General features: G+C 60.8%; 22 protein-coding genes and 1 tRNA gene. 5 read left to right on the forward strand and 18 right to left on the reverse strand.

Going from position 1 to position 24,895, the window contains the following annotated elements:
* Window positions 1-197: 197 nt before the first annotated feature.
* From ACST81_RS05365 to ACST81_RS05415, 11 genes are all read right to left on the reverse strand, one after another.
* Complete coding sequence (locus tag ACST81_RS05365) at window positions 198-1,190, reverse strand: TadE/TadG family type IV pilus assembly protein (RefSeq protein ID WP_438751820.1); 993 nt, start codon at window positions 1,188-1,190, stop codon at window positions 198-200.
* A gap of 268 nt (window positions 1,191-1,458) precedes the next feature.
* Complete coding sequence (locus ACST81_RS05370) at window positions 1,459-2,574, reverse strand: vWA domain-containing protein (RefSeq protein ID WP_438751821.1); 1,116 nt, start codon at window positions 2,572-2,574, stop codon at window positions 1,459-1,461.
* A 258-nt stretch (window positions 2,575-2,832) separates the two neighbouring features.
* Window positions 2,833-3,711, reverse strand: a complete 879-nt coding sequence (locus ACST81_RS05375) for a transglutaminase family protein (protein WP_438751822.1) — start codon at window positions 3,709-3,711, stop codon at window positions 2,833-2,835.
* A gap of 36 nt (window positions 3,712-3,747) precedes the next feature.
* A complete protein-coding gene (locus ACST81_RS05380; protein WP_438751823.1) occupies window positions 3,748-6,162 on the reverse strand; it encodes a circularly permuted type 2 ATP-grasp protein in 2,415 nt (804 codons plus the stop codon).
* A gap of 8 nt (window positions 6,163-6,170) precedes the next feature.
* Entirely contained in the window at window positions 6,171-9,500 is a 3,330-nt protein-coding gene (locus ACST81_RS05385; protein WP_438751824.1) for a DUF2126 domain-containing protein, read from the reverse strand.
* Window positions 9,501-9,652: 152 nt separating this feature from the next.
* Window positions 9,653-10,042 carry a VOC family protein gene (locus tag ACST81_RS05390; RefSeq protein ID WP_438751825.1) on the reverse strand — a complete coding sequence of 130 codons (390 nt, stop codon included), beginning with the start codon at window positions 10,040-10,042 and terminating at the stop codon, window positions 9,653-9,655.
* 22 nt (window positions 10,043-10,064) lie between these two features.
* Window positions 10,065-10,445, reverse strand: a complete 381-nt coding sequence (locus tag ACST81_RS05395) for a response regulator (RefSeq protein ID WP_438751826.1) — start codon at window positions 10,443-10,445, stop codon at window positions 10,065-10,067.
* 3 nt (window positions 10,446-10,448) lie between these two features.
* Window positions 10,449-12,455, reverse strand: a complete 2,007-nt coding sequence (locus ACST81_RS05400; RefSeq protein WP_438751828.1) for a GAF domain-containing protein — start codon at window positions 12,453-12,455, stop codon at window positions 10,449-10,451.
* 199 nt (window positions 12,456-12,654) lie between these two features.
* Window positions 12,655-13,431, reverse strand: a complete 777-nt coding sequence (locus ACST81_RS05405) for a VOC family protein (protein WP_438751829.1) — start codon at window positions 13,429-13,431, stop codon at window positions 12,655-12,657.
* A gap of 64 nt (window positions 13,432-13,495) precedes the next feature.
* Entirely contained in the window at window positions 13,496-13,984 is a 489-nt protein-coding gene (locus tag ACST81_RS05410; protein WP_438751830.1) for a DUF1579 domain-containing protein, read from the reverse strand.
* 42 nt (window positions 13,985-14,026) lie between these two features.
* Window positions 14,027-14,758: a DUF899 domain-containing protein gene (locus tag ACST81_RS05415; RefSeq protein WP_438751832.1), complete on the reverse strand. Its 732-nt coding sequence runs from the start codon at window positions 14,756-14,758 to the stop codon at window positions 14,027-14,029.
* Between the two features lie 72 nt (window positions 14,759-14,830).
* Here ACST81_RS05415 and ACST81_RS05420 point away from each other — a divergent pair, with 72 nt between their 5' ends.
* The 3 genes from ACST81_RS05420 to ACST81_RS05430 all read left to right on the forward strand — a co-directional run bounded on the left by ACST81_RS05420 (window position 14,831) and on the right by ACST81_RS05430 (window position 16,206).
* Complete coding sequence (locus ACST81_RS05420; protein ID WP_438751833.1) at window positions 14,831-15,277, forward strand: MarR family winged helix-turn-helix transcriptional regulator; 447 nt, start codon at window positions 14,831-14,833, stop codon at window positions 15,275-15,277.
* 58 nt (window positions 15,278-15,335) lie between these two features.
* Entirely contained in the window at window positions 15,336-15,734 is a 399-nt protein-coding gene (locus ACST81_RS05425) for a VOC family protein (RefSeq protein WP_438751834.1), read from the forward strand.
* A gap of 67 nt (window positions 15,735-15,801) precedes the next feature.
* Window positions 15,802-16,206, forward strand: a complete 405-nt coding sequence (locus ACST81_RS05430) for a GFA family protein (protein ID WP_438751835.1) — start codon at window positions 15,802-15,804, stop codon at window positions 16,204-16,206.
* 6 nt (window positions 16,207-16,212) lie between these two features.
* Here the strand turns inward: ACST81_RS05430 and ACST81_RS05435 are convergent, their stop codons facing one another.
* The 6 genes from ACST81_RS05435 to cpdR1 form a co-directional block, all read right to left on the reverse strand.
* A complete protein-coding gene (locus ACST81_RS05435) occupies window positions 16,213-17,034 on the reverse strand; it encodes a class I SAM-dependent methyltransferase (RefSeq protein ID WP_438751836.1) in 822 nt (273 codons plus the stop codon).
* Window positions 17,031-17,954 carry a metal-dependent hydrolase gene (locus ACST81_RS05440; RefSeq protein ID WP_438751837.1) on the reverse strand — a complete coding sequence of 308 codons (924 nt, stop codon included), beginning with the start codon at window positions 17,952-17,954 and terminating at the stop codon, window positions 17,031-17,033. The genes ACST81_RS05435 and ACST81_RS05440 overlap by 4 nt, the downstream gene beginning before the upstream one ends.
* Before the next feature lie 153 nt (window positions 17,955-18,107).
* Window positions 18,108-19,946 carry a dihydroxy-acid dehydratase gene (ilvD, locus tag ACST81_RS05445; RefSeq protein WP_438751838.1) on the reverse strand — a complete coding sequence of 613 codons (1,839 nt, stop codon included), beginning with the start codon at window positions 19,944-19,946 and terminating at the stop codon, window positions 18,108-18,110.
* 353 nt (window positions 19,947-20,299) lie between these two features.
* Window positions 20,300-20,488, reverse strand: a complete 189-nt coding sequence (locus tag ACST81_RS05450; RefSeq protein ID WP_438751840.1) for a hypothetical protein — start codon at window positions 20,486-20,488, stop codon at window positions 20,300-20,302.
* Between the two features lie 250 nt (window positions 20,489-20,738).
* Window positions 20,739-20,813 (reverse strand) — tRNA-Val (locus ACST81_RS05455).
* Between the two features lie 95 nt (window positions 20,814-20,908).
* Window positions 20,909-21,271, reverse strand: a complete 363-nt coding sequence (gene cpdR1, locus ACST81_RS05460; RefSeq protein ID WP_018327941.1) for a response regulator CpdR1 — start codon at window positions 21,269-21,271, stop codon at window positions 20,909-20,911.
* Window positions 21,272-21,483: 212 nt separating this feature from the next.
* On the opposite strand from cpdR1, the gene ACST81_RS05465 reads away from it, so the two are divergent.
* Window positions 21,484-22,371, forward strand: coding sequence for an N-formylglutamate amidohydrolase (locus ACST81_RS05465; protein WP_438751841.1), 888 nt, complete (start codon window positions 21,484-21,486; stop codon window positions 22,369-22,371).
* A 390-nt stretch (window positions 22,372-22,761) separates the two neighbouring features.
* Complete coding sequence (gene hisN / locus ACST81_RS05470) at window positions 22,762-23,535, forward strand: histidinol-phosphatase (protein WP_438751842.1); 774 nt, start codon at window positions 22,762-22,764, stop codon at window positions 23,533-23,535.
* A 9-nt stretch (window positions 23,536-23,544) separates the two neighbouring features.
* Here hisN and ACST81_RS05475 read toward each other — a convergent pair whose 3' ends face one another.
* Window positions 23,545-24,525: an alpha/beta fold hydrolase gene (locus tag ACST81_RS05475; RefSeq protein WP_438751843.1), complete on the reverse strand. Its 981-nt coding sequence runs from the start codon at window positions 24,523-24,525 to the stop codon at window positions 23,545-23,547.
* Window positions 24,526-24,895 lie beyond the last annotated feature (370 nt).

Raw genomic sequence — 24,895 nt, forward strand, 5'->3', positions numbered from 1 at the left:
AGCGGGTGGAACGGACTGGCATGCGCTGATGTATATGGCTTTGCGCTTAAATACGAATTGCCATTTTCGATATGCCATCGTTTCCATTGGAAAAATTTAATTGGCGGCCGTGCAGGCTTTGAAATGTTGGAAACCGTCCCTACCTGGCTGGCGGGACGGCTTTGAAATCGTACATTGCTGATTGGCTGTTTCGGGCGCTATTTGACCAAGCGAACGAAGGTACCGTCGGCGCCGCATGTGGCGGTGACCGTGTAGAAGAAGTCCTGGCGATCCCAGCCGCCACCGTCTTCCCAGGCATGCTCCTGCTTCTTAGAGCAGCCGAAATATTTTTCCAGCGATGCCTTTACGCCAATGGGAACCTGCTTGCCATCGACGAACAGATGATTGCTGGTGTTCGGATCATCCGTGCGCAGGACGGTGTTGTAAGTCTTGTAGGAAGCGCCGTTGTCCTTCTTGCAGGTCACCGCGCTGTTCTTGACGGTGGCCTTGTAGCCGATATCGCAGCCGTCGTTCTTGATGTCCATCCGCAGGGCGAGATTGGTGTACTTGCCGAGATCAATCGTGCCGGCTGGGTTGGCAACATAGGTTCCCTGGCCGCCATTGGTTTGCGTGGTCGGCTGATAGACGACCGTGCCGAGCAGTTCTTCCGTTGTCGCGCCCTTGCGCAGGACCAGGACGGAAATTTTCTTGAAATACCAGCCCTGGGCCTTGGTCGGCGTGAAGGTGATTTTCTCAGGCTTCATCGGCGAGAGGGCGGATGCCGAGACGCTGACATCGACCTTGTCGATGTTTGCGATCTTCAGCAGGCTTGTCGGAACCGATTTTTGCATCCAGACCCTCAAGGTCTTGTCGGAAGAACTGACCTTATACTTGACCTTGTTGGTCAGGGCCTTGTCGTCCGAATTCTGCTCGTCCGTCGCCGTTTCGACCTGGCCCTTGATATAGTGGACGGCGGCGGCCTCGGCGACGGCGAAATTGGTTCCGTCGAAGACGGCGCCACCGGCAAGAACGGCTGAATCGGCAACCTGCTGGAGATTGGTTCTGTCGCTGTTGGCAACCGTATAGTCGACCGCGGAACCTGCCGCGACGATGATGACGGGGACCGCGACCGCGGCCATGATGCCGAAGTTGCCGGAGCGGTCTCTGAAAAGCTTTGCGCAGAGCTGCGCGAAAGTCGAACGAGTTGCCATGTGATCCACTCTAGAAAATCATTTTCCGATGAGACCGTTTTACGCCGGAACCCTTACGAAGCCGTTCCGCCGATACATTGGATTTTATGCAATTTCGGAATTGCGGAAAAATGGCCTTGAGAAGCGCCGGTTTCGCGTCTGCGGCCGGGAAATGGTGCCGTCCCATTTCGACGCATCGTGGCGGAATCGGCATCTGTGACCGGTAGATCGGACGAAAGCAGAAAGGCCGCCCGGAAGTCTTGCGGGCGGCCTTTGATGAGTAAAGATCTTACTTGGTCAGGCGGACAGCTGTCTGCGAGGCCTTTTCGCCGATATATTTAAAAGCTGCCGTCAGTTCCGTAGCGTTCTCGGCCGGGAAATAATGCGCTGTCGTGGTGGCGCAGTATTTCAAGAGATCCTGACCACGGGCCGGGGCCATGAAGGCGACGGTATAGACTTCCATGCCGTCGGCACGGGCCTTGTCGCAGGTCTTCCTGGTCGCGGTGTCGGACGCGGTGTCGTTCGGCTTGCTTTTGTAATAGTTGTTTTCGCCGTCCGTCATGAAGACGATGAACTTCTTCGGCACCTGGCCATTCTTGTTCTTGTGGGCGCTGTCTTCGCTGCTGTTCGCCAGCGCCTTGTAGGCGGTTTTGATCGCATCGCTGGAGTCGGTAAAGCCGTCTGCCGGCAAGGCGTTGACATAAGCGAGGACGGCTTTCACTCCCCAATCGGGAGCAAGTGCCGGAAGCATCTTGGTGCTATAGGATACCGAGCCCAACCTCACCAGGGACAAGGTTGGATCGGCGGCGTGCAGTTGCGTCAGGAGGTTCGCCGTTGCAAGCTTGAGCGCCGCGATCTTCGATAGGAAATTGTCGCAGGTCTTCTTGCCGCAGGCGATGGTCGGCTGGTCGGGGTTCTTTGTTGTCGTCGCACTTGCCATCGACCCGGATTGGTCGAGTACCAGGTACATGGACAGGGCATTCCTCGCCTCGGTCGAACTGATCGACTTGCTGGTCGCGCCAATCTCGGTCGTGTCCTTGCCGAGCAGGCGCGTGAAGGCGTTCAGCGGCAGATCGAACTTCGCCGAAACCTCGACGGTATATTTCTTGGCGTTGCCAAGGATCGCCTTTTCCTCAGTGATCTTGATCGCCGTGCCGGACAGCTCGTTTTCGATATTTTCGATCTGTTCGGCCGTCATTCCCGACGTGGCCCAGTTCAGCATCTGAGTCTTGAGGAATTCCTTCGCCTGCAGCTTGGCTTCCGCGTTCGTGAGGTTCTGGTTGACGAGTGCGGAGGAGGCGGCAAGGGCCGCGGCATCGGTCGCGTCCTGCAGATGGTTCTTGGCCATCAGCATGTTGGTCATGTCCATCGCGACGCCGCCGGTGGCGAGAAGTACGGGAACCATGATGGCTCCCATCATCGCGAAGTTCCCCCGGCGGTCTTTGAAAAAGGCTGAGCAGGACTGCAGGAAAGTTGAGCGCTTTGCCATTTTACTCACTCGGAACGGGACTAATGATCGATTAGGCCACGATATCCAAGAATTCTTACAGTTCGGTTTTCCTCAACCATTGGGTTTTACTATAAGTTTAGCGACCCCTGTGATTCAGGCTCTGGAGGCTTGGGGCGTTGTCCGAAATCGAGACGCGAAAGATCCCGTTTTATGTCACTGTAGCGGAATGACGTCCACGGCTTGTTCCGTCTTGTGTGATCCGTAGCTTTTCAGCACACCGATGACCGGCGCGACGTCGCTGTAGTCACGGCCGTGGCCGACGACGATGTGATCCAACCCGGCAAAAATATTGTTGGTCGGGTCGAGTTCCAACCAGCCGGATGTCGATCCGCACCAGAAACGCACCCAGGCATGCATGGCGTCGGCGCCTTCGAGGCGCTCCTTGCCCGGCGGCGGGATGGTGCGCAGGAAGCCGCTGACATAGCCGGCGGGGATGCCGAGGCTGCGCAGCGCTGTTATCATCACATGGGTGAAATCCTGGCAGACGCCCCGCTTCAGCTTGAAGGCCTCGCGCGGGGTCGTATCGACCGTCGTTGCCTTCGGATCGTAGGTGAAGTCCTTGTGGATGCGCTCGCAGATGGCGGTGGCGATCTGGCGGACGGTCATGTCGGGCTCGACGATCGAGCGGGCATAGGCCGAGATGGCCGGGTCTTCCGGCAGACGGGGGCTTGATCCGAGGAAATGGTGCGGCGAATTGGCGTCGAGTGACCAGACACTGGCGATATCGGCGGGAAAGCCGGCGAGATCGGGCGAGAAGTCCGCCGTCAGCGGCTGGGCGTCGAGCTGGATGCGCGCCTGCATGCGGATGACCAGTTTTTCGTGCGGCTTGCGAAACAGGATCGATGTGGAGGGATTGGCGAAGAAGTCGGTGGTGTCTGTTCGCTCTTCCGGCGTCGGTGTGCAGGTGACCGTGCCGGCCACCAGTCGCTGGCGCTCAGGCAGCGAAACCGGCAGCACACGGACGATATGCCTTCCGCCGGAAACCGGAACTTCGTAGGTATAGGTGATCCGCAGATTGATGTCGTAGAGCATGGTCTCTCAAATCCGGCGCAGGCGATTCGGCATATTCTATCCGAGATAGGTTTGCGCGAGGATGTCCGAGAAGCGCCCAAGTTCCTGCTCCAGTTTGCTGTAGACCGTCGCGTCCATGGCTTCCGGGGTCATGACGGCGAGACCGGCATGCAGACGCATGGCTTCGCGATAGAAGGGCGACATCTGCCCGTTGGTGAAGGCCTTCGGCAGTTGCTCGACTTCCGTCTTGATCTCGTTCAACTGGTAGAGGATCGAGCGCGGATTGAGCGGATCGAGTGCCAGGAGATCGGTGACGGTCAGCGAGGCCGTGTTGACGTTGTAGCGGCGGCGATGGGTCATGACGCTGTCGCCGATTTCAAGCAGCATGTCATAGGCGCCGTCGGGCGCGTTCTCGCCGGAGAGATGGCCGAGCAGGCGGGTCATGTGCAGGCCGCGTTCGAGATAGCGGCCGATCGACAGGAAGCGCCAGCCGGTGAAGCGGTACATGTTTTCATGCACGAGACCGGCAAAGCCCGCCAGCTTGCGCAGCAAAATGGTCATGGCATGGGTTGCGTCGTCGCCCGCCTGCACCGTCGACTGGAATTTCCGCGCGGTCTTGGCAAGATCGTTGAGCGCCAGCCAGCCATCGGCGGAGAAACGGTCGCGGATGTTGCTGGCGGAAAACAGTGCGCTGTCGATGTTCTGGATCAGGCTGTCCGGCACCGGTTGCCTGGTGTCGATATCGAGGTTTTCCAGATAGTCGCTGATATCCTTCAGCAGCGGCATTTTCCGGTTGGCGGATTCGGCATAACGGCCGTGCCAGGCGCGCAGGATGCGAAGCGCGCCTTCCGCCCGCTCGATATAGCGGCCGAGCCAGAAGAGATTGTCCGCCGCCCGGCTCGGCAGGCTACCGGGCATGATGCGGATGAAGCTTTCCTCGGCGGGCAGCAGGGTCGAACGCTCGACGGGCTTGTCGCTGACGATCCAGACATCGGCGGCCGAACCGCCGGCCTGCATGGCGATCGCCGCGGCGTCGGCGCCTGAGCCGATACGGGCGAAGCCGCCGGGCATGACCTGCCAGCCGTCGCGGGTGCGGGCCGCATAGACCCGCAGGCTCATCGGCCGTGGCGTCAGCTTGCCGTTGACCCAGGCGGGCGTCGTGGAGAGCGTGACGACTTCCTGGCCGACGAGTTTCGGGCCGTCGGTCAGAAGCCAGTCGGCAACCGAGGTCCTGGCTGTCTCGCGCAGCGACGAGCCGAGAACGGACTGGCCGTTGTCGTCGAAGAAGGGGCGAGTGGAATAGGCGGGTCCGATGACCATCTTCTCGATATTGGCGGCGACCTGATCGCGCTCGGGCTGCTGGCCGCACCACCAGGTAGCGATGCTCGGCAGCAGCTGATCCTCGCCGAGAAGATGCCGACAGATGGTCGGCAGGAAGGCGAGGAAGGCGCGGGTTTCCAGGATGCCGGAGCCGAGCGAGTTGACGATCGACACGGAGCCCGAACGCAATGCCTCGACGATGCCGGGTGTGCCGATATGCGAGCTTTGGTTCAGCTCCAGCGGATCGGCGAAGGCCGCGTCGAGGCGTCGCCAGAGGACGCCGACCGGCTTCAGGCCGGCGACGGTGCGCACCATCACCCGGCCATCGACGACGGTCAGGTCCTCGCCCTCCAGCAGCATGAAGCCGAGATAGCGGGCGATATAGGCATGCTCGAAATAGGTCTCGTTGGCGAGACCTGGTGTCAAAACGGCGATGCGGTCGTCGGGATGTTTCTTGCGCGCCTGCAGCGTATCGCGGAAGGCGCCGAAGAAGCCGGCAAGGCGATGGACATGTGTCTCGGCATAGAGGTCGGAGAAGGCGCGGGTGGTGGCGACACGATTTTCCAGCGCGAAGCCGGCGCCAGAGGGCGCTTCGGTACGATCCGACAGGACCCACCAGTTGCCGTCCGGACCGCGACCGATCTCGAAGGACACGAAATGCAGGAAATGGCCATCGGCCGGCAGGACGCCGACCATCGGGCGCAGGAATTCGGGGTTGGACGCCACCAGCGAAGGCGGCAGGAAGCCTTCGGCGACCAGCCGGTTGGGACCGTAAATATCGGCGGCGACCCGCTCCAGCAGTTCGGCGCGCTGGACGAGGCCCTTGGAGACGGCCTGCCATTCATTGTCGTCGATCAGGACCGGGACATGGGACAGCGGCCAACTGCGTTCCGAGTTTTCCTTGGTGCCATAGGCGCGGTAGAACACGCCGGCATCGCGCAGGTAACGATCGGCACGGGCGAAGCGGTTGGACAGGTCCGTTTCGTCCATGCGGCCGATGGCGGAGAGAAGATGCTGCCAGACGGGGCGCACATTGCCATGCGTATCGAGCATTTCATCGGCAATGCCGGGAAGGGCACGATAGCCAAAAACCGGATCGTTTCCGGTCCGGTCTTCCCTGCGCGTCGCTTCCGCCGTTTGCTTCTTGGACATTGACGTCTTTACACTCCTGGCGGACGCCGAAGATCGAGCGTCAGCGGAAATTCTGCCGATGGTGTTTCCGCAACGAGAGCGTAAGCGCCGGCAGTGTGGCCCCACGGTTCGAAGCGTGCCAGTCTGCGGGCTTCCGCCTCGTTGCCGTTCACCGGGAACGTGTCGTAGCTGCGCCCGCCCGGATGGGCAACATGATAGATGCAGCCGCCGATCGAACGCTTCGACCATGTATCATAAATGTCGAATGTAAGCGGTGTGTTAACCGGCAAAGTGGGATGCAAACCCGACACCGGCTGCCAGGCCTTGTAGCGCACGCCGGCAACGGAAACGCCGTTGGTGCCGGTCTTCTTCAATGGCAGCGGACGGCCGTTGCAGGTGACGGTGTAGCGCTCCGGATTGGCGGTTTCGAGCTTGACCTGCAGACGCTCGACGGAGCTGTCGACATAACGCACGGTGCCGCCGGGCGCGCCTTCCTCGCCCATGACGTGCCAGGGCTCGAGCGCCTGGCGCAGTTCCAGCTTGGCGCCCTCGTATTCGACCTCGCCGCAAAACGGGAAACGGAATTCAAGCTGTGCCTCGAACCATTCCGGCTTCAGGTCGAAACCATTGGCACGCAGGTCGTTCAAGAGGTCCAGGAAATCCTGCCAGAGGAAATGCGGTAGCATGAAACGGTCGTGTAGTGTCGTGCCCCAGCGCACCAGCTTACCTTCAGCCGGGTTTTGCCAATAGCGGGCGATGATGGCGCGGACCAGCACCTGCTGGGCGAGACTCATGCGGGCATTCGGCGGCATTTCGAAGCCGCGGAACTCGACGAGCCCCAGCCGCCCGGTCGGGCCATCCGGCGAAAACAGCTTGTCGATGCAGATTTCCGAGCGGTGCGTGTTGCCGGTAACGTCGGTCAGTAGATTGCGGAACAGCCGATCGACCATCCAGGGCAGAGGAGCCTGAGCCATGCCGGGCAAAGGCACCTGGGCCATGGCGATTTCCAGCTCGTACAATGTGTCATGCCGGGCTTCGTCGACGCGCGGTGCCTGGCTGGTCGGGCCGATGAACATGCCGGAGAACATGTAGGACATCGACGGATGTCGCTGCCAGTGGAGCACGAGGCTCTTGAGCAGGTCCGGGCGGCGCAGGAACGGGCTGTCGTTCGGATTCTGGCCGCCGACCACGACATGGTTGCCGCCGCCGGTGCCGGTATGGCGGCCGTCGATCATGAACTTGTCGGCGCCGAGCCGGGTGAGGCGGGCTTCCTCGTAGATCGCCGTGGTAATAGTGACGCAGTCCTTCCAGTTGGAGGCCGGGTGGATGTTGACCTCAATGACGCCGGGATCCGGCGCGACGCGCATGACATTGATGCGCTCGTCCTGCGGCGGCGAATAGCCTTCGATGTGGATCGGCAGGCGGATATCTGCGGCAGCCTTTTCGGCGGCAGCGATCAGGTCGAGATAGTCCTCGATGCGTTCGACCGGCGGCATGAAGACGCAAAGGCGGCCGTCGCGCGGCTCGACGCTCATGGCGGTTCGCACCGCGCCACGGATGTCACCCTTGGAACCGGCGATATTCTGTTCGTTGCGGTCCTGCTGCGGTTCGCTCGCCTTGCGCGAGGCCTCTGCCATCGCCCTTGCCGGCGCGCTGTAATCCGGCAGGGGCTCACGCGGGATGGAGGGGTCGGCCTGATGGATATAGGGATATTGCGACGGCGGCACATAGGGAAGGGTGCCGAGCGGCATGCGGAACCCGATCGGGCTGTCGCCTGGGATCAGGAAAATCTTGCCGCGCCGGGTGCGCCAGCGCTCGCTTACCCAGCGGCGGCCGCCGGCCTTGGCATTCCAGGCCTGCACGGGAAGGATATAGCCGGTCGGCGTCGTCAGCCCGCGTTCGAACACCTTGGCGATGCGGGCCCGCTCTTCCGGGCTTTCGAGCTTGGAATTGGACGGATCGACGTTTTCCGGCAGGCTGCCTTCCTTGATGATCCATTCGGCCGGATCCTCGAAGGCGGGGATGATCATCTCCGGCTCGATGCCAAGCTCCGTGGCGATGCCGCTCAAAAGCGCGTCGGCTTCCTTGTCCGTGACCTTGGTATCCTGACCTTCGGCGGCGATCAGGTCAGGATCGTGCCAGATCGGTTTGCCGTCCTTGCGCCAGTAGAGCGAGAAGGTCCATCGCGGCAGGCTTTCGCCCGGATACCACTTGCCCTGGCCGTAATGCAGGAAGCCGCCGGGGGCAAAACGTTCGCGCAAGCGCCGGATGAGTTGGTCGGCCTTGTCGCGCTTGGTGGGACCGACGGCACCGGTGTTCCATTCCTCCGATTCGAAATCGTCGATGGAGACGAAGGTCGGCTCGCCGCCCATGGTGAGGCGCACATCTGCGCCGTTCAGCACTGTATCGACATGTTCGCCGAGCGCATTCAGCGCGTCCCAGCTTTCCTCGGAAAACGGCTTGGTAATGCGCGGATGCTCGGCCACGCGGCTGACCGTCATGGCGAAATCGAAGGTGGTGTTGGCATCGCCGTAAAGGCCGCCGGAAATGGGAGCGGCGTTCCGGTAGTGCGGCGTGGCGGCGAGCGGAATATGGCTCTCGCCGGTCAGCAGGCCGGACGTGGGGTCGAGCCCGACCCAGCCGGCGCCGGGAATATAGACCTCGCACCAGGCATGCAGGTCGGTGAAATCGACCTCGGTGCCGGACGGGCCGTCGAGCGCTTTCAAATCAGGCGCGAGCTGGATGAGATAGCCGGAAACGAAGCGGGCGGCGAGACCGAGGTTACGCAGGATCTGAACCAGCAGCCAGCTGGAATCACGGCAGGAGCCGAGTGCCAGCTGCAAGGTCTCTTCCGGGGTCTGGACGCCGGGCTCCATGCGGATGACATAGTTGACCTTCTGCTGCAGGCGGGCATTGAGACCGACGATGAAGTCGATGGTGCGCATCGGCGTGCGATCGATGCCGTCGACATAAGTCTTCAGCGCCGGGCTCATCGGCTCCGGCTGCATGTAGATCTTCAGGTCGTCGCGGATGTCTTCAGGATATTTGAACGGGAAGGTCTCGGCCTCTTCCTCGATGAAGAAGTCGAAGGGATTGTAGACCGTCATGTCGGCGATGAGATCGACCTCGATCTTCAGTTCGGTGACTGGATCGGGGAAGACGTATCGTGAGAGATAGTTGCCGTAGGGATCCTGCTGCAGCGTGACGAAATGGTTTGCCGGCGAGACCTTGAGCGAATGGCTGATGACCTTGGTCTTGGAATGAGCAGCAGGCTTCAGCCGGATGATCTGGGGGCCGAGCCGCACGGGCTTGTCGTATTTGTAGTGCGTCAGGTGATAGATGCTTGCCTTGATCGCCATGCGGATTTTTATCCCCTCGATGATGGGTCTTTGCCATCCTTGGGAAGATTTTGTGCAATGCAAAGAGAGATTGCAAGGCGCAATTCCGAACAGGAGGATTCATTTCCTGTTGCCATACTACAGAACGCCCACTCTGCTGAAAGTTCAATCGCCTAGCTCAATTCCTGGGCAATTTCCCAGGCATGTCCGGATGGATCGGCGAAGGCAGCCGTGCGTCGTCCCCACGGGCGGTCGATCGGGCCGTTCAGGAACGTTACGCCCCGGTCGCGCAAGTCGGCATATGTCGCGTTCACGTCATCGACCCGAATCGTCAACAGGATGCGCGATCCCGAAGCAGACGGCGCGACGGGCAGCGGTGTGACGAGCGCCGGCGCTTCGGTTGCCTGCAGCAGGTTCACCATCAGGCCCTTGAATTTCAGCACGGCGGAAACGGCGTCCTGATAGACGATCTCCGGCGCGAAGACTTTTTCGTAGAAAGTCTTGGCATTGCCGATATCGTCGACGAACAGCGTGATCACCTCGATGGCGTTGAGCTGCGTCATGTCCGGGTCTCCATTTGCCGGGTCAGTGCCGTGCCATGCGGTGCAGTGTAGCCGTGACCTTGGTGCTGTCATAAGGCTTGGGAAAGAAGACGCTTCGCTCCGGCAAATCGAGGTCGGCGACCTGCCGATGTCCCGACGTGATGATGATCTCGATCGGTGGCCACCGGTCGCGCACGGCGGCGGCCAGCATCATGCCATCGATGCTGCCGGGCATGTCGATGTCGGTGAAAACAATGCGGATATCGGTGCGCGTTTCGAGGATTTTCACGGCCTCGTCGGCATTGGCTGCCTCGACCACGTCAAAGCCCGCATCTTCCACAAGATCCACCGCCATCATCCGCAGCAGCGGCTCGTCTTCGACGACGAGAACGATGCGTTTGCTGATGGGTTTGGACTGCGCCATGATTTATTTCGCCTGCTGCAACTGGGAAAGGAAGGCAGTCATTTCCACCATGAACCCTGAGTGGCGGTAACTCGCGACGACGTCCCCGGTTCCGGTCAGGCCCATGTTTATCAGGCGCGATCCGAAACCCTTGCGGATGGGCTCCGATGTCGGCGGGCCGCCTTCTTCCTGCCAGCGGAAATGGAACCTTGCCTGATCTCCTTCGTCCTCGATTGACCAGTCGATCGACACGCGACCGGTCTGGCTCGAGAGTGATCCGTATTTTACCGCATTGGTCGCAAGCTCATGCAGCAGGAGCGACAGCGACAGGCTGCTTCGCGGGCCGAAGGTGAAGGCCGGTCCGCTGACACTGAAGCGTTCGGCCATCCCCAATGTTTCGATGCTGCTGGCGACAAGTGCCGCGACATCCGCACCGGTCCAATTTTGCTCCAGCAGCGCGTCATGGGCGGTACTGAGCGCCTGCAGCCGCTTTTCGAAATTCAGGACATGATCGCGCTCTGTCACAGGACGCAAAGTTTGCGAGGCGATTGCCTGGACCATCGCGAACGTGTTCTTCAAGCGGTGGCCGATTTCGTTGTTGAGCAGGGTCTGATCAGCCTCGGCCTGCAGCCGGGCAAGCGCGCTCTGGATACGATTGCCGAAGCTGCGGATGAAGGAGAGCTCTTCCTCGCTCCATTCATAGGGGTGGTCGTGGTGGACGAAGACGACGAGGCTGAACTTGCCGTGATCGAAAATCGGCAGGTTGACGAGGACCCGGATGCCGATCGCGAGCAATGCATCGGCATTATCGGCGGTGCGGGGATCGGCGGTGACGTCCGCGATGACCACCGGCAGGCCTTGTTTCAGGTCTTCGATGAACGTGCCATAGGAGCGGAAAGGGTGGACGCCTGCGAGGCTTTTGATGCCGGGCGCACGCCATTCCGGCTGCATCAGCACGGTCTCCGAAGCGCTGTCGACAATGCCGAACCCGGCCCGGGTCGCATCCAATGCCTTGGCCATGAGGTCGGAGGCGACGAGCGCCATGGATTCGATGTCGTCGAGATCGCGCAGCCGGTCGCCAAGCGCAAGCAGCGCTTCCGTGCGGGCGACCGAGCGCTTCTGCGCGGTGATATCCTGGACGGTGCCGAGCATGCGCACGGGCCTGCCATTGGCGTCATGCTCGAAGGTGGCATGGCGAGCGATCCAGCGGACACCGCGATCGGCCGTTGAAATCCGGTATTCGACATCGGGCTCGGCATTGCCATCATTGCGGCTTGCGTCATCCGATTGCAGCCCGCGGTCCTCCGGGAGCACCATGTCCTCGAATGCGCTGGCGGGGTAGGAATCCGCCGGCGTCATGCTGAAGATGCGGCAGAACTCGGCGGAGCCTTTCACGCTGCTTGTGGCAATATCGACCTCGAAAGTGCCGATGCGCCCAGCCTCCTGAGCGGCCAAGGTCTTGCTGGCGCTGGTGCGGATACTGGAGGCGATCGATTTCTGGCGCTTGAACAATTCGTCCTTGCGGCGCGAGACGCGGCGCGCTTCCAAAAGCAGGATCACCTGCCGCGCCAACGCTTCCAGCGCTTTCCCCTGGGGCTCGTCCAGTCCCTGATGTCGCGCCGTCGTATCGATAACGCAGAGTGTGCCGATGATAGTGCCGTCCGGTGTGATCAAGGGGGCGCCGGCATAGAAGCGCAGGTGCGGATCGTCTGTCACCACCGGATTGGTGGCGGTGCGCGCGTCCTGCGTCAGATCGGGGATGACGAGGATATTCGGACTGCTTATGGCATTGGCGCAGATCGACTGGCCGATCGGTGTTTCGCTTGCGTCGAAACCGATGCGCGCCTTGAACCATTGCCGCCCGATCTCGACGAGACTGACGAGCGCTGAAGGTGCCTTGCAGACGATCGAGGCGACCAGCACGATATCGTCGAATTCCGGCTCCGGCGGCGTGTCGAGGATGTCATAAGCCTCAAGGGCTTCAAGGCGCTTCTGATGATCTGTGTCTATGGCGTCTAAAAGCGGGGACAACGAAATCTCTTCGTATAAAATACAGGGACATGCCCGCCGCCAGCATGAACCGGACATGCATCTGCGCGCCTTTGAAATCTAACGTGCCTTGGTCTCCCGTCAAGGCAGTCGGGCCCGTGTGTTTACGCTAAGGGCGTGCCGACGTCAGGAAAGGCACCGCCGGTGGCCCGGCGATGCCTTCGAAACGAAGGATTTGAGGTCAACGCTTCATCGAGACGAGATTGAAATACGCGCCCTGCGGATCGACGCAATTGACGACCCAGGCACCACCCGGCACTTCCATCGGACCGTTGACCACCTTGCCGCCCCGGGCATTCGAGCGTTCGATCGAGGCGTCGAGGGCCGGGACGTTGAAGTAGAAGCCCCAGTATGGAGGCGCGGGCATTTCCGCAGGCTTGGTCATCATGCCGCCGATCTGGGCGCCGTCATGGGCGAACAACTGGTAGTCGCCCATCTCGCCCATCGGAATGGTCTGGTCCTTCGCCCAGCCGAACATTTTCTGGTAGAAAGCCAGATCGGTGTCGAGGTCGCCGGCCATCAGTTCATGCCAGCCGACATTGCCGTCCGCCATCTGCGAAATCTCGGGCATTTCGCCATCGGGGGTGCCCTTGAACAGCGCAAACACCGCGCCGTGCGGATCGGTGACGATGGCGAAGCGGCCGATGCCCGGAATATCCTCGGGCTCGCGATGAACGGTGCCACCCAGTTCCGCGAGCTTCTTGGCGGCGGCATCGACGTCATCGACGCCGACATAACCGAGCCAGGCCGGCGGCACGTCCATCTTCAAGGCATTTTCCGGCATCGTCATCAGGCCGGCAATGCGGGCGTCGCCCGCCTTGAACAGCGTGTAGTTCGCACCGGGCATGCCGGAATCGACCGAGGTCCAGCCGACCACGTCGTCGTAGAATGCTGCGGCAGCCTTGGTGTCGGTGGTCATCAGTTCGTACCAGACGAACGCGCCGTGTCCCTTGCTCATTCTCTTCCTCCTTTTGTTTTCGCGTGGTCTACTGGATGGAAAGCCCGGCCGTGGAAACAGGCCGTCAGAGTGCCGACAGGCGATGATAATCGCATGACATGATCGGCTTCCATGTTCCGTCGGCGGCCTGGACGCGGGACGAGAAGTTTCGCTGGTCCTTGTCCAGGATGGTCATGACATCCTGATAACGGGCTGTACGCCCGGCATGCTCGAAATCTGGGCCGTCGCAGTCAAGTGTCAACACCGTGCCGGTCTTGTCGAGCGAGCCTTCGTAGACCCAGAGGTTCGTCATGGCGGAACTGACGAAGGACCCGACATAAAACTTCTTCAGCGGATCGAAGCCAAGCGACAGGATATTGGTCGCCGAACTCCCGTCCGGCATGTTGCCGATCGTCTCGCAGACGACCCAGGCGCCCCCGAGAGAGCGGACGGTCTCTTCCCAACTGCCGCCGGAATCGCCGTGATCGCTTCCCTCGGGCATATTGAAGACGAGGCGCCATCTGCCGATCAACTGTTCCAGCCAGCGATGTTCCTCAACAAGTTCTGCCTTCATCGCCTCTTTCCCCTCTCTAGTGCGATTGCCGGTCAGTTTCTGTCAGGAGCAGCAGGAATGCGCTTTCGGCGCCTCCTCATATTCGTCGTGACGTTTGACGAAGCTCAGCGTTCCCGTCTCGTTGCGGCCTTTCGGCGCCCGGTCGAGGATCATCAGGGTGGAGAGGATTTCCTCGCCGCCGCGGGCATAGTCGGAATAGGTGTGGTAGATCGTGCCGTCCTCGTCGCGGAAGAAGGCGCTCATGCCGGGAAGCTCGTCATGCGCCTGGTCGCGCGGCGTTTGCCGGAAATTGTAGAAGACCGTGTCGCTGTCCAGTTCTTCCTTGGTGAAGGAGACGTGGTAGTCGAAATTGAAATCGCTGCCGAAGGAGGAAACCCAGGGGGCTTTCCAGCCCATGCGCTTCTTGTAAGCCTCGATCTTGTCGAGCGGCGCGCGGGAGACGTTGACATAGGTGACGTCGTGATTGTTGAGATGGGCAAGCGTGCCGTCGATATGATCGGCCAGGAACGAGCAGCCCGGGCAGCCGGCATCCCAGTCGGGGCCGAACATGAAATGATAGATCATCAGCTGGCTGCGGCCGTCGAAAAGCTCGGCCAGCGTCTTCTTGCCGGCGGGCGTGTCGAATGTGTAGGCCTTGTCGACCTTGACCCAGGGCATGGCCTGGCGGTCGGCGCGGATCTTGTCGCGGAGTTTCGTTTCTTCCTTTTCAGTGATGAGCAGCGCCCTGCGGGCTTCGAGCCATTCCTCGCGCGATACAACCGGATTGCTCAACATCGTTCATTCCTCCTCAAGAAATCGCGTTTCGTTCCCGTTGACTAAATAGGTTGATATCAACATTATTGCGGCATGTCAAAGCCCATTGTGATTCCCTTTGAAACCACCCTGCTTGTCCGCGACACCTGCCTATGTCTTCACGTGCAGCGCGCCGCGCGGGCCCTGGCGCGTAAATTCGACGATGCGCTGCGGCCCTTCGACCTTACCAATGGACAGTTTTCCCTGCTGATGTCGCTCAATCGGCCGGAGCCTCCGGGCATGGGGCCGGTTGCGCATCTGCTCGCCATGGACCGGACAACGCTGACGGCGGCGCTGAAACCGTTGGAAAAGCGTGGCCTGCTTGAGATAATAATGGATGCCAGGGATCGCCGGTTGCGGCGAATGAAGCTGACGCTGGCGGGGCACGCGCTCCTGTCGCGGGCGGTGCCGGTCTGGGCGAGCACCCATGCCGATGTCGATGCGGCCCTCGGCGAGGGGCGTCCGGACCGCTTGCGGTTCGACCTTCTCGCCCTGGCTTAGGCGTCACATTCCTGGCCTAATAAGACGACTATCCAGAAATCAGAGGAGGAGACTATCGATGAGGATGATTTTCGTGAACCTGCCGGTCAAGGACGTATCGCGTTCGAAGGCCTTTTTCAGCGGGCTGGGCTTCAGCTTCAATCCGGATTATTCCAGCGACGATACGCTATGCATGATCATCGAGGAAAACATCTTCTGCATGTTGATGCATGAGACGCGGTTCAAGGAATTCATCATCCGCGACATCGCCGATACCAGCAAGGTGACGGAAGTGCTGACCGCGCTTTCCGCAAGCAGCCGCGCCGAGGTGGACGACACGCTTGCCAAGGCGCTTTCGCTCGGCGGCAAGGAATGGCGGCCGATCATGGATTATGGTTTCATGTATGGCTGTAGCTTCCAGGATCCGGACGGCCATGTCTGGGAACTGGCCTATATGGAGCCGCAGCAGGCCGATTGAGGTGGACGGCGGAAGCGTTCGATTTTCCGGACTGGCGGAGAAGCGCATCAGGCAAGGGAGAGCCGGGATGAAATTGACCTACAAGGGAAGTTGCCATTGCGGCAAGGTGTGCTTCGAGGCGGATATCGATCTCGATGCGGGAACCGGCAAATGCAACTGCTCCATCTGCACCAAGCGTCGCGCCTGGAGTGCCCTGATCAAGCCCGAGGATTTCCGTCTGCTGTCGGGTGCCGATGAGATGAGCGAGTATCAGTTCGGCACGATGAGCGGCCATTACCGCTTCTGCCGCACCTGTGGGATCATGCCGTTCAGCGATGGGTATATCGAGCAGATCGGCGGTGCCTTCGTCTCGGTGAACCTCGCCTGCCTTGACGATCTCGATCCGTCGGTTCTCGCGGAGGCGCCGGTCACCTATTCGGACGGCCGCAACAATGCCTGGTGGAATACGCCGACGGAAACGCGACATTTGTAAGATGGTTCAGTCCATTTTGCGGTAGCGGCGGGCGACGTAGATGACATCGCCGCGCGAAAGTCCCTTGTAGAGGGCGGAGCCTTTCGAGCCGGAGAATTCCGTCATGAAATGCTTCAGCAGTCGGGACTTGCCGATGCGTTCGCGCTTGCGGGCCTCGGCGGCGTTGAGCGCGGCGACCACGCCTTTCGAGATATTGCGGTCCTCAACCAGATCAAGGCCGGGCGCACCGAGTTGCCCGCTCAGCGCGGTCAACTGGTTTTTCGACCGCATGTCGGCAAAGGTGAACCAGCCGCCCGGGGCAAGCACGCGCGACACTTCGCGGGCAAAGGCCGGCACGTCACCATAACAATGCGACGACTCGATATTGACGACGATATCGAAGGAGCCATCGGCAAAGGGCAGGTTTTCCGCATCGCCCGTCTCGAAGGTCAGGGATGGGGTGTCCTTGTTGATGCGTCTGGCGCGCCGGACGGTATCGGGCGAATAGTCGAGCCCGACGATCGAGGCCGGTGCGTGGTAGCGGGCAATGTATCTCGATCCGCCGCCGCGCCCGGAGCCGATTTCTAGAACGCGCTTGCCCGCGATCGGAAGGCCTTCGACCGCCTGCTGGTACAATCCGATGAAGGCGCGCTCCGCCTCGTCTTCCGCACTCAGCGGAAAGGCGGGGCCGGCCGGCACGAAACCGTAATTCATGAAGCGCCAGTCCTGATCGCGCCAGGATAGGGACAGGAGATTATAGATGCGTCGCCAGACCCATTTTTGCAGGCGCGGAAACTTGCCGGTCGATGCAACATCGAGAACGCGGGAAAAGAGGCGGCTGCTGCTCATGTTGCGGGGGATTCCATTGGTGCCGCCTTGGCGGCCTCGATTGCCTTGAACTCGCCATAGAGCCAGGCCCGCCCCTTGCGGATCAATTCGGCATCGTCCTTGTTGAGAGGGCTGAACCAGGGCAGGTAGTATTTCAGGATCAGTGGCCAGCATCGACGCCAGTATCCCGGTGATATGACTGTCAGCCGGCCCAAGCGCAACCAGAAGCGCGGCCCTGTCTTGATCCCGTCGCCGGCAGCAAAAATCTTGATATTGCGGAGCGTGATGGCAATGAAAGGCAGGAGGGTCGCGTTCATCGCCATCACGCGGATGAAATAGCGCTTCCAGCCTGGCATGTTCGGTGTCGCCTTCTTCAGGACATCCAGCGCGACCGCCTTGTGTTCGAGTTCTTCCAGCGCGTGCCACATCCACAAGCGCCGGTAGGCCGGCGCGGCATCGGCGAGCAATTCGGGATAGCGCAAGGTCACGGTCGACAAGGTGGCCGTCAGATGTTCGATCGCGCAGGTGACGACGAGCCGCAGGATTGGCGACGTATCCCGGGCCATGCCGGCGCGAACGGGACGCTCCATCTTGTCGACGTCATAGCCGAGCTTGCTGAGAGCCCGGTTGTAATCCAGGTGCTCGCGGGTATGGAACGCCTCCTGGACAGCATAGCCGTTGATCTCGTCGGTCAATTCCTTGTCGTTAAGTTTCGACGCATAGTGTCGCAGCGCGCGAATGAAATAGCGCTCGCCTTCGGGCAGGAAGATCGACAGGCCGTCCAGCAGCACGGTTTTCTGGAAGTCGCCGCCAAACCAGTGGCGGACCGGGTTTTCGACAATGCCGAAGCGGATGTCGCGGGGAATGATATCCTCGTCGTCGCTCCCTTCGGACGCGCCTTTCCAATGTGCCGCCTCGATCTGTCCTAACCCTTGCACCATGTTGCCCGCCATATCAGAAGTCGTTGCCCCGCCGCTTCAATCGGCCGGGCCGATTATACCCGCATGCCGATCGATTGACCATCTGATGCACAAAGGGCGTGCCGGTTTCAATCGGCACGCCACGCAATTTATCGGGAAGGCCTGCAGGCCTTCTTATTCGCCGAGATCACGCACCGCGCCACGATCGGCGGAGGTGGCGAAGGCAGCATAGGCCTTGAGCGCCGTGGTGACCTTGCGCTTGCGCTGCTCGACCGGCTTCCAGCCCTTGACGTCCTGCTCGGCGCGCCGGGCGGCGATTTCGGTTTCGTCGACGCGCAGCGAGATCGTGCGGTTGGGGATGTCGATGTCAATCATGTCGCCTTCGCGCACGATGCCGATCAGGCCGCCATTGGCGGCTTCCGGCGAGACGTGGCCGATCGACAGGCCCGAGGTGCCGCCGGAGAAGCGGCCGTCGGTGATCAAGGCGCAAGCCTTTCCGAGGCCCTTCGACTTCAGATAGCTGGTTGGATAGAGCATTTCCTGCATGCCCGGGCCACCCTTCGGACCTTCATAGCGAATGACCACGACATCGCCGGCCTTGACCTCGTTGGCAAGGATCGCCTTGACAGACGAATCCTGGCTTTCGAAGACGCGGGCGGGGCCGGAGAATTTCAGGATGCTCTCATCGACGCCGGCCGTCTTCACGATGCAGCCGTTGATGGCGATATTGCCCTTCAAGACGGCGAGACCGCCATCCTTGGAGAACGGATGCTGCGCGTCACGGATGACGCCCTTTTCGCGGTCGAAGTCGAGTTCCTTCCAGCGGGCGCTCTGGCTGAAGGCGACCTGGGTCGGCACGCCGCCGGGGGCGGCACTGAACAGTTCGAGCGCTGCCGGATTGTCGGTGACGGCGATATCCCATTGTGCCAGTGCTTCGGCCATGGTCTTCGAATGCACGGTCGGCAGGTCGGTGTTCAAAAGACCGGCGCGGTCGAGTTCGCCGAGAATCGCCATGATACCGCCGGCGCGATGGACGTCTTCCATATGAACGTCGGACTTGGCGGGCGCGACCTTCGACAGGCAGGGCACCTTGCGGGAAAGCCGGTCGATATCGTCCATGGTGAAATCGATTTCGCCTTCATGGGCGGCGGCCAGGATGTGCAGCACGGTATTGGTCGAGCCGCCCATGGCGATGTCGAGCGCCATGGCGTTTTCGAAGGCTTTCTTCGAGGCGATGGTGCGGGGCAGGGCGGTGACGTCCTCGGCCTCGTAATAGCGCTTGGCAAGGCCGACGATCTCGCGGCCGGCGCGCAGGAACAGCTTTTCGCGGTCGGAATGGGTAGCGAGCGTCGAGCCGTTTCCGGGCAACGAAAGGCCCAGCGCTTCCGTCAGACAGTTCATCGAATTGGCGGTGAACATGCCGGAGCAAGAGCCGCAGGTCGGGCAAGCGGAGCGCTCGATGGTCTGGACGTCCTCGTCCGACATTTTTTCATCGGCGGCGGCGACCATGGCGTCGACGAGATCGAGCGCGTGGATCTTGCCGTCGGACAGCACGACCTTGCCGGCTTCCATCGGGCCGCCGGAGACGAAGATGACGGGGATGTTGAGGCGCAGCGACGCCATCAGCATGCCGGGGGTGATCTTGTCGCAATTGGAGATGCAGACCATCGCGTCGGCGCAATGCGCGTTGACCATGTATTCGACCGAGTCGGCGATCAGTTCGCGCGAGGGCAGCGAATAGAGCATGCCGTCATGGCCCATGGCGATGCCGTCATCCACCGCAATGGTGTTGAATTCCTTGGCGACGCCGCCGGATGCCTCGATCTCGCGGGCGACCAGCTGGCCGAGGTCCTTGAGGTGGACGTGACCGGGCACGAACTGGGTAAACGAGTTCACTACCGCAATAATGGGCTTGCCGAAGTCGCTGTCCTTCATGCCCGTCGCGCGCCAGAGGCCGCGAGCGCCGGCCATATTGCGGCCGTGGGTGGTGGTGCGGGAGCGATAGGCAGGCATGGACGTCTTCCTTGAGCTGTGTCGGGTGAACGGCGGATATGGGCAACAGGTATCGCAATTGCAGCGGTTCCTACTCCAAAACTGCGCCCGCGTCACGATTTTCGTAACAATATTTCGTGTTTTTTGGCGCGGCAGGATGGTTCCCCGGCGCGTGATATCTTCCTGAGATTAACGAAAATATTCATCACGCTTCCGATTTCGGAGACGATGGGCGTCGATTTACCTCATTTGGGGGATGCGCGATGCGGCGTTTCGCTCTCTAGTGGCCGTGCTGGACACTTTGCAGGCCGGCAATTTCATCACGTAAACATTCTTCAAAGTCCCCTCTCCGGTAACGGCGGGGGGCTTTTCATTTAAACCAGTCGGCTTTTGCGGCGTTCGAGGTAATCCTTGTTGAGAACGTCCATGATATCCGCGGCGTCTTCCCGGTCGAGCCCCGCCAGGTCGCGGCCGTCTGTCGCCGCCGGAACCCTGGTGATCAAGTCCAGGATCGTCCAGCTTCCGTTCTTTTCCTGTCTGAGGCCATAGCGCGGTTCGTTCACGACAGGCCGTCCTCCATCCGTTCCCTTGTAATGGTACGCTTTGCCGGGACAAATCAAACATAGGAATCTGCCCGTATTTGACAATGCCAGCCACATCGGCCGTTGCGATCAAAAACGGTCGAGGGGCAAACGCCGCGTTGCAGGACGGTTCGCCCTGCTGCAGGGATGCCTCGCGAGAACCTGCCATTCAGACAAAGGCAGGGAATCAAAAAAGGCTTTCCGGTTTCCCGAAAAGCCTTTTAAAACTGGATGGTGGGCGTAACAGGGATTGAACCTGTGACCCCTACGATGTCAACGTAGTGCTCTCCCGCTGAGCTATACGCCCATCCGATGTCGGCGCATAGACCACAAACCTTCTGGGGCGTCAATAGGCTTTTATCGGCTTTTTGACAGGAAGTTTTGCGGCCCTTGCGGCGCGGCCTATGCGGCCAGCATCTTGTTCACTTCGTCCACAAGATCGCGCAGGTGGAAGGGCTTCGACAGGACCTTTGCATCCTTCGGCGCCTTCGAATCAGGGTTGAGCGCGACGGCGGCGAAGCCGGTGATGAACATGACCTTGAGGTCGGGATCGAGTTCCGTCGCCCGGCGGGCGAGTTCGATGCCGTCCATTTCCGGCATGACGATATCGGTCAATAGGAGCGAGAACGGTTCTTCGCGTAGCCGGTCATAGGCGCTGGCGCCATTGTCGAAGGACAACACCTTGTAGCCGGCCTTTTCCAGGGCTTTCACCAGGAAGCGGCGCATGTCGTTATCGTCTTCGGCGAGGAGAATTTTTGGACTCATGGATTAAGCCGTTTGCACCTTACGTGTCGATGTCGGGAATTGCGGTGCCATCATGAAACCGCACGCGGGTAAATATCCGGTGAAGGCCGGATATCTGTCGAAGAGATGGGGCCAAGCCCGGTCACTGGCAGGACGCGACTATGGACACAGATGCTGCCAGCTGGCAACATACACCAAGCATCAAGATTATGACATGGTAAAAAAGGGCTGCGATGACGCAGAACGTCAGCGAAACCGAACCGTTCGAAGTTCGCGAGCCGGAAATGCAGCGAATTCCCTTTGTCTTCAATTCCCCACATAGCGGGCGAATCTACAGCCAGTCCTTCCTGAACCAGACGAAACTCGACGACATGGCGATCCGCCGGTCGGAGGATCATTTCGTCGACGAACTGTTCCATAGCGTGACAGGTCTCGGCGCGCCACTGCTGATGGCGCATTTCCCGCGCGCCTTTCTCGACGTCAACCGCGAGCCCTATGAGCTCGACCCCCGCATGTTTGACGGGCCGCTGCCACCGCATGCCAATATCAGTTCCATGCGCGTTGCCGGCGGTCTCGGAACGGTGCCGCGTCTGGTGGCGGAAAACATGGAAATCTATCGCGGCCGCTTATCCGTCACCGAGGCGCTGGAGCGGATCGAGAGCATCTACAAGCCCTATCACGCTTGCCTGCGCAAACTCATCGCCCGCACCCATGTCCGCTTCGGCCTGGCCGTGCTGATCGACTGCCACTCCATGCCGGGCAATATCCGGATCGCCGGCAGCGGCCAGCGGCCCGATTTCATCGTCGGAGATCGCTACGGGACCAGCGCTTCCGCCGACCTGTCGCGCGCGGCGGTCTCGCTTCTGGAGGATCTCGGCTTCTCCGTTGCCCGCAACAAGCCCTATGCCGGAGGCTTTATCACCGAGCATTATGGCCGCCCAGCGCGCGGTCTGCATGCGCTCCAGATCGAGATCAATCGCGGTCTCTATGTGGATGAGGCGACGCTGCTCAAGAAGCCGGAATTTTCCAAGCTCGCCGATGCGATCCGGCTGTTCCTGACCGGCCTTGCCGCGCATGTGCAGAAATATGTGGTGATGCCCACGCCGCTTGCCGCCGAATAATCGATCCGCGCCGAGTTTCCGTTTTCCCAGCTCAAAAAAAACCGCGCTTGTGGCGCGGCCAAGTCTAGGGAGGAAACACCCAAGGAGGGTATTTACAGCCACGAGTGACTGTAGGGAAAAACTAATATTGCAGTGCACAAATGTCAAGCCAAATTTAGCCATATTGCTGCGTTGCGCTATTCGGCCGGTTCAACGCAAAGCCCTGAAATGCGCGGTTTTGCGCAAATTTTAGAGGTTTTGAGGCACGTTCTTCGAGATTCTCGGTCCATGCTCATCTCGCGGACGCGAATTTGGGCATTTTTCATGGTTTTCTGCGCCCGAGACTTCATTTTCAAAAAAATGTGCCATAAGCAAATTCAACGATTCTTTTCCCGATCTTCGTGAGGTTTCATGCTGCCGGACCGTGAATTTTTTGACCGCCTCGCCGATGCGGCCAAGGCCGAAACCCTGCCGCGTTTTCGCACCGGCACCAGCGTCGTCAACAAGGAGGCCGGTGGCTTCGATCCTGTCACTGAAGGCGATCGGGCGGCGGAAGCGGCGATCCGCGCGCTGATCGAGCGGGATTTCCCCGAGCATGGCATTCTCGGCGAGGAATTCGGCAATGTCGGGCTCGATCGCGACTATGTCTGGGTGATCGATCCAATCGACGGCACACGCGCCTTCATCTCCGGCCTGCCGGTCTGGGGCACGCTGATCGGACTCTATCACAAGGGCGACGCGGTGATGGGCGTCATGGACCAGCCCTTCACCGGCGAGCGCTATTTCGCCGACGGGAAGACGGCGTCCTATCGCGGCCCGGACGGGAACAAGCAGATTGCGACGCGTACGGGTATCGACCTGGCCGATGCGATCATGTTCACGACGACGCCGCACATGTATTTCGGCGACGCCAAGACCCGCTTCGAAACCATTGAGGGCAAGGTTCGTCTCTCGCGCTACGGCGTCGATTGTTATGCCTTTGCGCTTCTGGCATCGGGCCATATCGACCTGGTGCTGGAATCCGGCGTCAAGGCCTATGACGTCGGCGGTCTGATCCCGTTGATCGAGCAGGCTGGCGGCGTGGTGACCGACTGGAACGGTGGCCCGGCGGAAATGGGCGGCAATGTGATCGCGGCCGGCAGCCCGGAACTCCACGCGCAGGCCTTGGCACTGCTCCAGGGTTGAGCCGCGACATCAGTCGGCGAGCGCGATCTCCCTGACTGGTTCCGGGTTCTCGTTACCGCTGCCGGGGATGAAGGCCTCGATGGCCGCAATGGCCTGGGCGCGGTAGTGGTCGGCTTCCTGGAACAGTTCGTGGCGGGCGCCGTCGATCGGGATCATGTGGCCGGCGCGGAAGTTGCGGGCCAGCGCCTCGACGGCGAGATGCGGCACGAGCCTGTCCTGCGTCGGCGCCAGCACGATCGTCGGCACCCGGACCTGGGTCAGGTGGTCATGGCTGGCGATCCGCTTGATCGCCTTGAACGTCTCATGCAGCCAGCGGGCACTGGGCGGGCCGAGCGCCAGTTCCGGATGCGCATCGGTCAGTGCCTTGTTGCGGGCGAAGCGCCGGCTATCCGATGTCAGCAGGTTCTCCGAAAATGGCAACGGCCCCTTGTCGCGCATCAGGGGTAGGGAACCGAGCCCTAAAAGGGTGAAGGTGGTGGCGAGAATGCCGATCATCCGATGGCCGACTTTCTGCGCACCGAGTGCGACGAAGGGTGCGGTTATAGCCAGCCGATCGATGCGGCTTGCCAGAAGCGGGGCCTGCGACAGGGCAATCAGGGCGCCCATCGAATGCGCCAGCATGAAGAAGGGCAGGCGGGTGTCGGGCAGGACGATCTGCTCAAGGAAGATGGCGAGGTCCCGCTCGTAATCGGCAAAGCGCCGGACATGGCCGCGGCGGCGGTGTTTCAACAGCCGTTCCGAGCCGGCCTGGCCACGCCAGTCGAATGTCGCCACCCAAAGCCCACGGGCCGTCAGTTCGCCGATCGTCTCGGCATATTTCTCGATCGATTCGTTCCGTCCCTGAAGCAGGACGACCGTGCCCTTGGAGACCGTCGCCTTCGACTTGAAGATCGCATAGCGCAGCTTCGTGCCGCCGGCACCCTCGAAGAAACCGACCATATGATTGCCGGGGATCGGATTGTCGGGGGTCGCGTGAAGGATCGGCGTCATGGGCAAGGTCCGTGTCCGGGCAGGCTTTGCATCGGCGCGCAGGCGGCAGGAATTTGCGCTTTCGGCACGCCGGATGGGCGAAACTCTATCCTTGATCCATTCCTCTTAAGGAACGGTGCAAACCATGTCACCATTCAGGGATAGGCCGGCCACCTGGCCGCGTCAAAGAAAAAAGGCCGGAAACGGCGGGGGACTGGATAGTTCCGCTTCCGGCCAGAGACAGTCGCTCGGCAGCAGGGCAAAACGGGCGGGAGAAGGGACGTTCACCGCCGGGACTTTGCCTTGGTCCGATAATGACGTTTTACGCCCGCCAAGCTGAACGCATCCGGAACCGGACGTTCATCCTGCGTTTAGGAATCAGGCTTCTGCA

Source organism: Pararhizobium sp. O133, from assembly GCF_051669845.1.
Taxonomy (GTDB): domain Bacteria; phylum Pseudomonadota; class Alphaproteobacteria; order Rhizobiales; family Rhizobiaceae; genus Pararhizobium.

Excerpts from the sequence above, each read along its gene's own strand:
- ACST81_RS05440 (WP_438751837.1), bottom strand. The coding sequence starts at position 17,954 with ATGGTGCAAGGGTTAGGACAGATCGAGGCGGCACATTGGAAAGGCGCG.
- ACST81_RS05410 (WP_438751830.1), bottom strand. The coding sequence starts at position 13,984 with ATGAAGGCAGAACTTGTTGAGGAACATCGCTGGCTGGAACAGTTGATC.
- cpdR1 (WP_018327941.1), bottom strand. The coding sequence starts at position 21,271 with ATGAGTCCAAAAATTCTCCTCGCCGAAGACGATAACGACATGCGCCGC.
- ACST81_RS05435 (WP_438751836.1), bottom strand. The coding sequence starts at position 17,034 with ATGAGCAGCAGCCGCCTCTTTTCCCGCGTTCTCGATGTTGCATCGACC.
- ACST81_RS05375 (WP_438751822.1), bottom strand. The coding sequence starts at position 3,711 with ATGCTCTACGACATCAATCTGCGGATCACCTATACCTACGAAGTTCCG.
- ACST81_RS05465 (WP_438751841.1), top strand. The coding sequence starts at position 21,484 with ATGACGCAGAACGTCAGCGAAACCGAACCGTTCGAAGTTCGCGAGCCG.
- ACST81_RS05365 (WP_438751820.1), bottom strand. The coding sequence starts at position 1,190 with ATGGCAACTCGTTCGACTTTCGCGCAGCTCTGCGCAAAGCTTTTCAGA.
- ACST81_RS05385 (WP_438751824.1), bottom strand. The coding sequence starts at position 9,500 with ATGGCGATCAAGGCAAGCATCTATCACCTGACGCACTACAAATACGAC.
- ACST81_RS05415 (WP_438751832.1), bottom strand. The coding sequence starts at position 14,758 with ATGTTGAGCAATCCGGTTGTATCGCGCGAGGAATGGCTCGAAGCCCGC.
- ACST81_RS05405 (WP_438751829.1), bottom strand. The coding sequence starts at position 13,431 with ATGAGCAAGGGACACGGCGCGTTCGTCTGGTACGAACTGATGACCACC.
- ACST81_RS05380 (WP_438751823.1), bottom strand. The coding sequence starts at position 6,162 with ATGTCCAAGAAGCAAACGGCGGAAGCGACGCGCAGGGAAGACCGGACC.
- ACST81_RS05425 (WP_438751834.1), top strand. The coding sequence starts at position 15,336 with ATGAGGATGATTTTCGTGAACCTGCCGGTCAAGGACGTATCGCGTTCG.
- hisN (WP_438751842.1), top strand. The coding sequence starts at position 22,762 with ATGCTGCCGGACCGTGAATTTTTTGACCGCCTCGCCGATGCGGCCAAG.
- ACST81_RS05420 (WP_438751833.1), top strand. The coding sequence starts at position 14,831 with ATGTCAAAGCCCATTGTGATTCCCTTTGAAACCACCCTGCTTGTCCGC.
- ilvD (WP_438751838.1), bottom strand. The coding sequence starts at position 19,946 with ATGCCTGCCTATCGCTCCCGCACCACCACCCACGGCCGCAATATGGCC.
- ACST81_RS05475 (WP_438751843.1), bottom strand. The coding sequence starts at position 24,525 with ATGACGCCGATCCTTCACGCGACCCCCGACAATCCGATCCCCGGCAAT.
- ACST81_RS05390 (WP_438751825.1), bottom strand. The coding sequence starts at position 10,042 with ATGACGCAGCTCAACGCCATCGAGGTGATCACGCTGTTCGTCGACGAT.
- ACST81_RS05370 (WP_438751821.1), bottom strand. The coding sequence starts at position 2,574 with ATGGTTCCCGTACTTCTCGCCACCGGCGGCGTCGCGATGGACATGACC.
- ACST81_RS05395 (WP_438751826.1), bottom strand. The coding sequence starts at position 10,445 with ATGGCGCAGTCCAAACCCATCAGCAAACGCATCGTTCTCGTCGTCGAA.
- ACST81_RS05430 (WP_438751835.1), top strand. The coding sequence starts at position 15,802 with ATGAAATTGACCTACAAGGGAAGTTGCCATTGCGGCAAGGTGTGCTTC.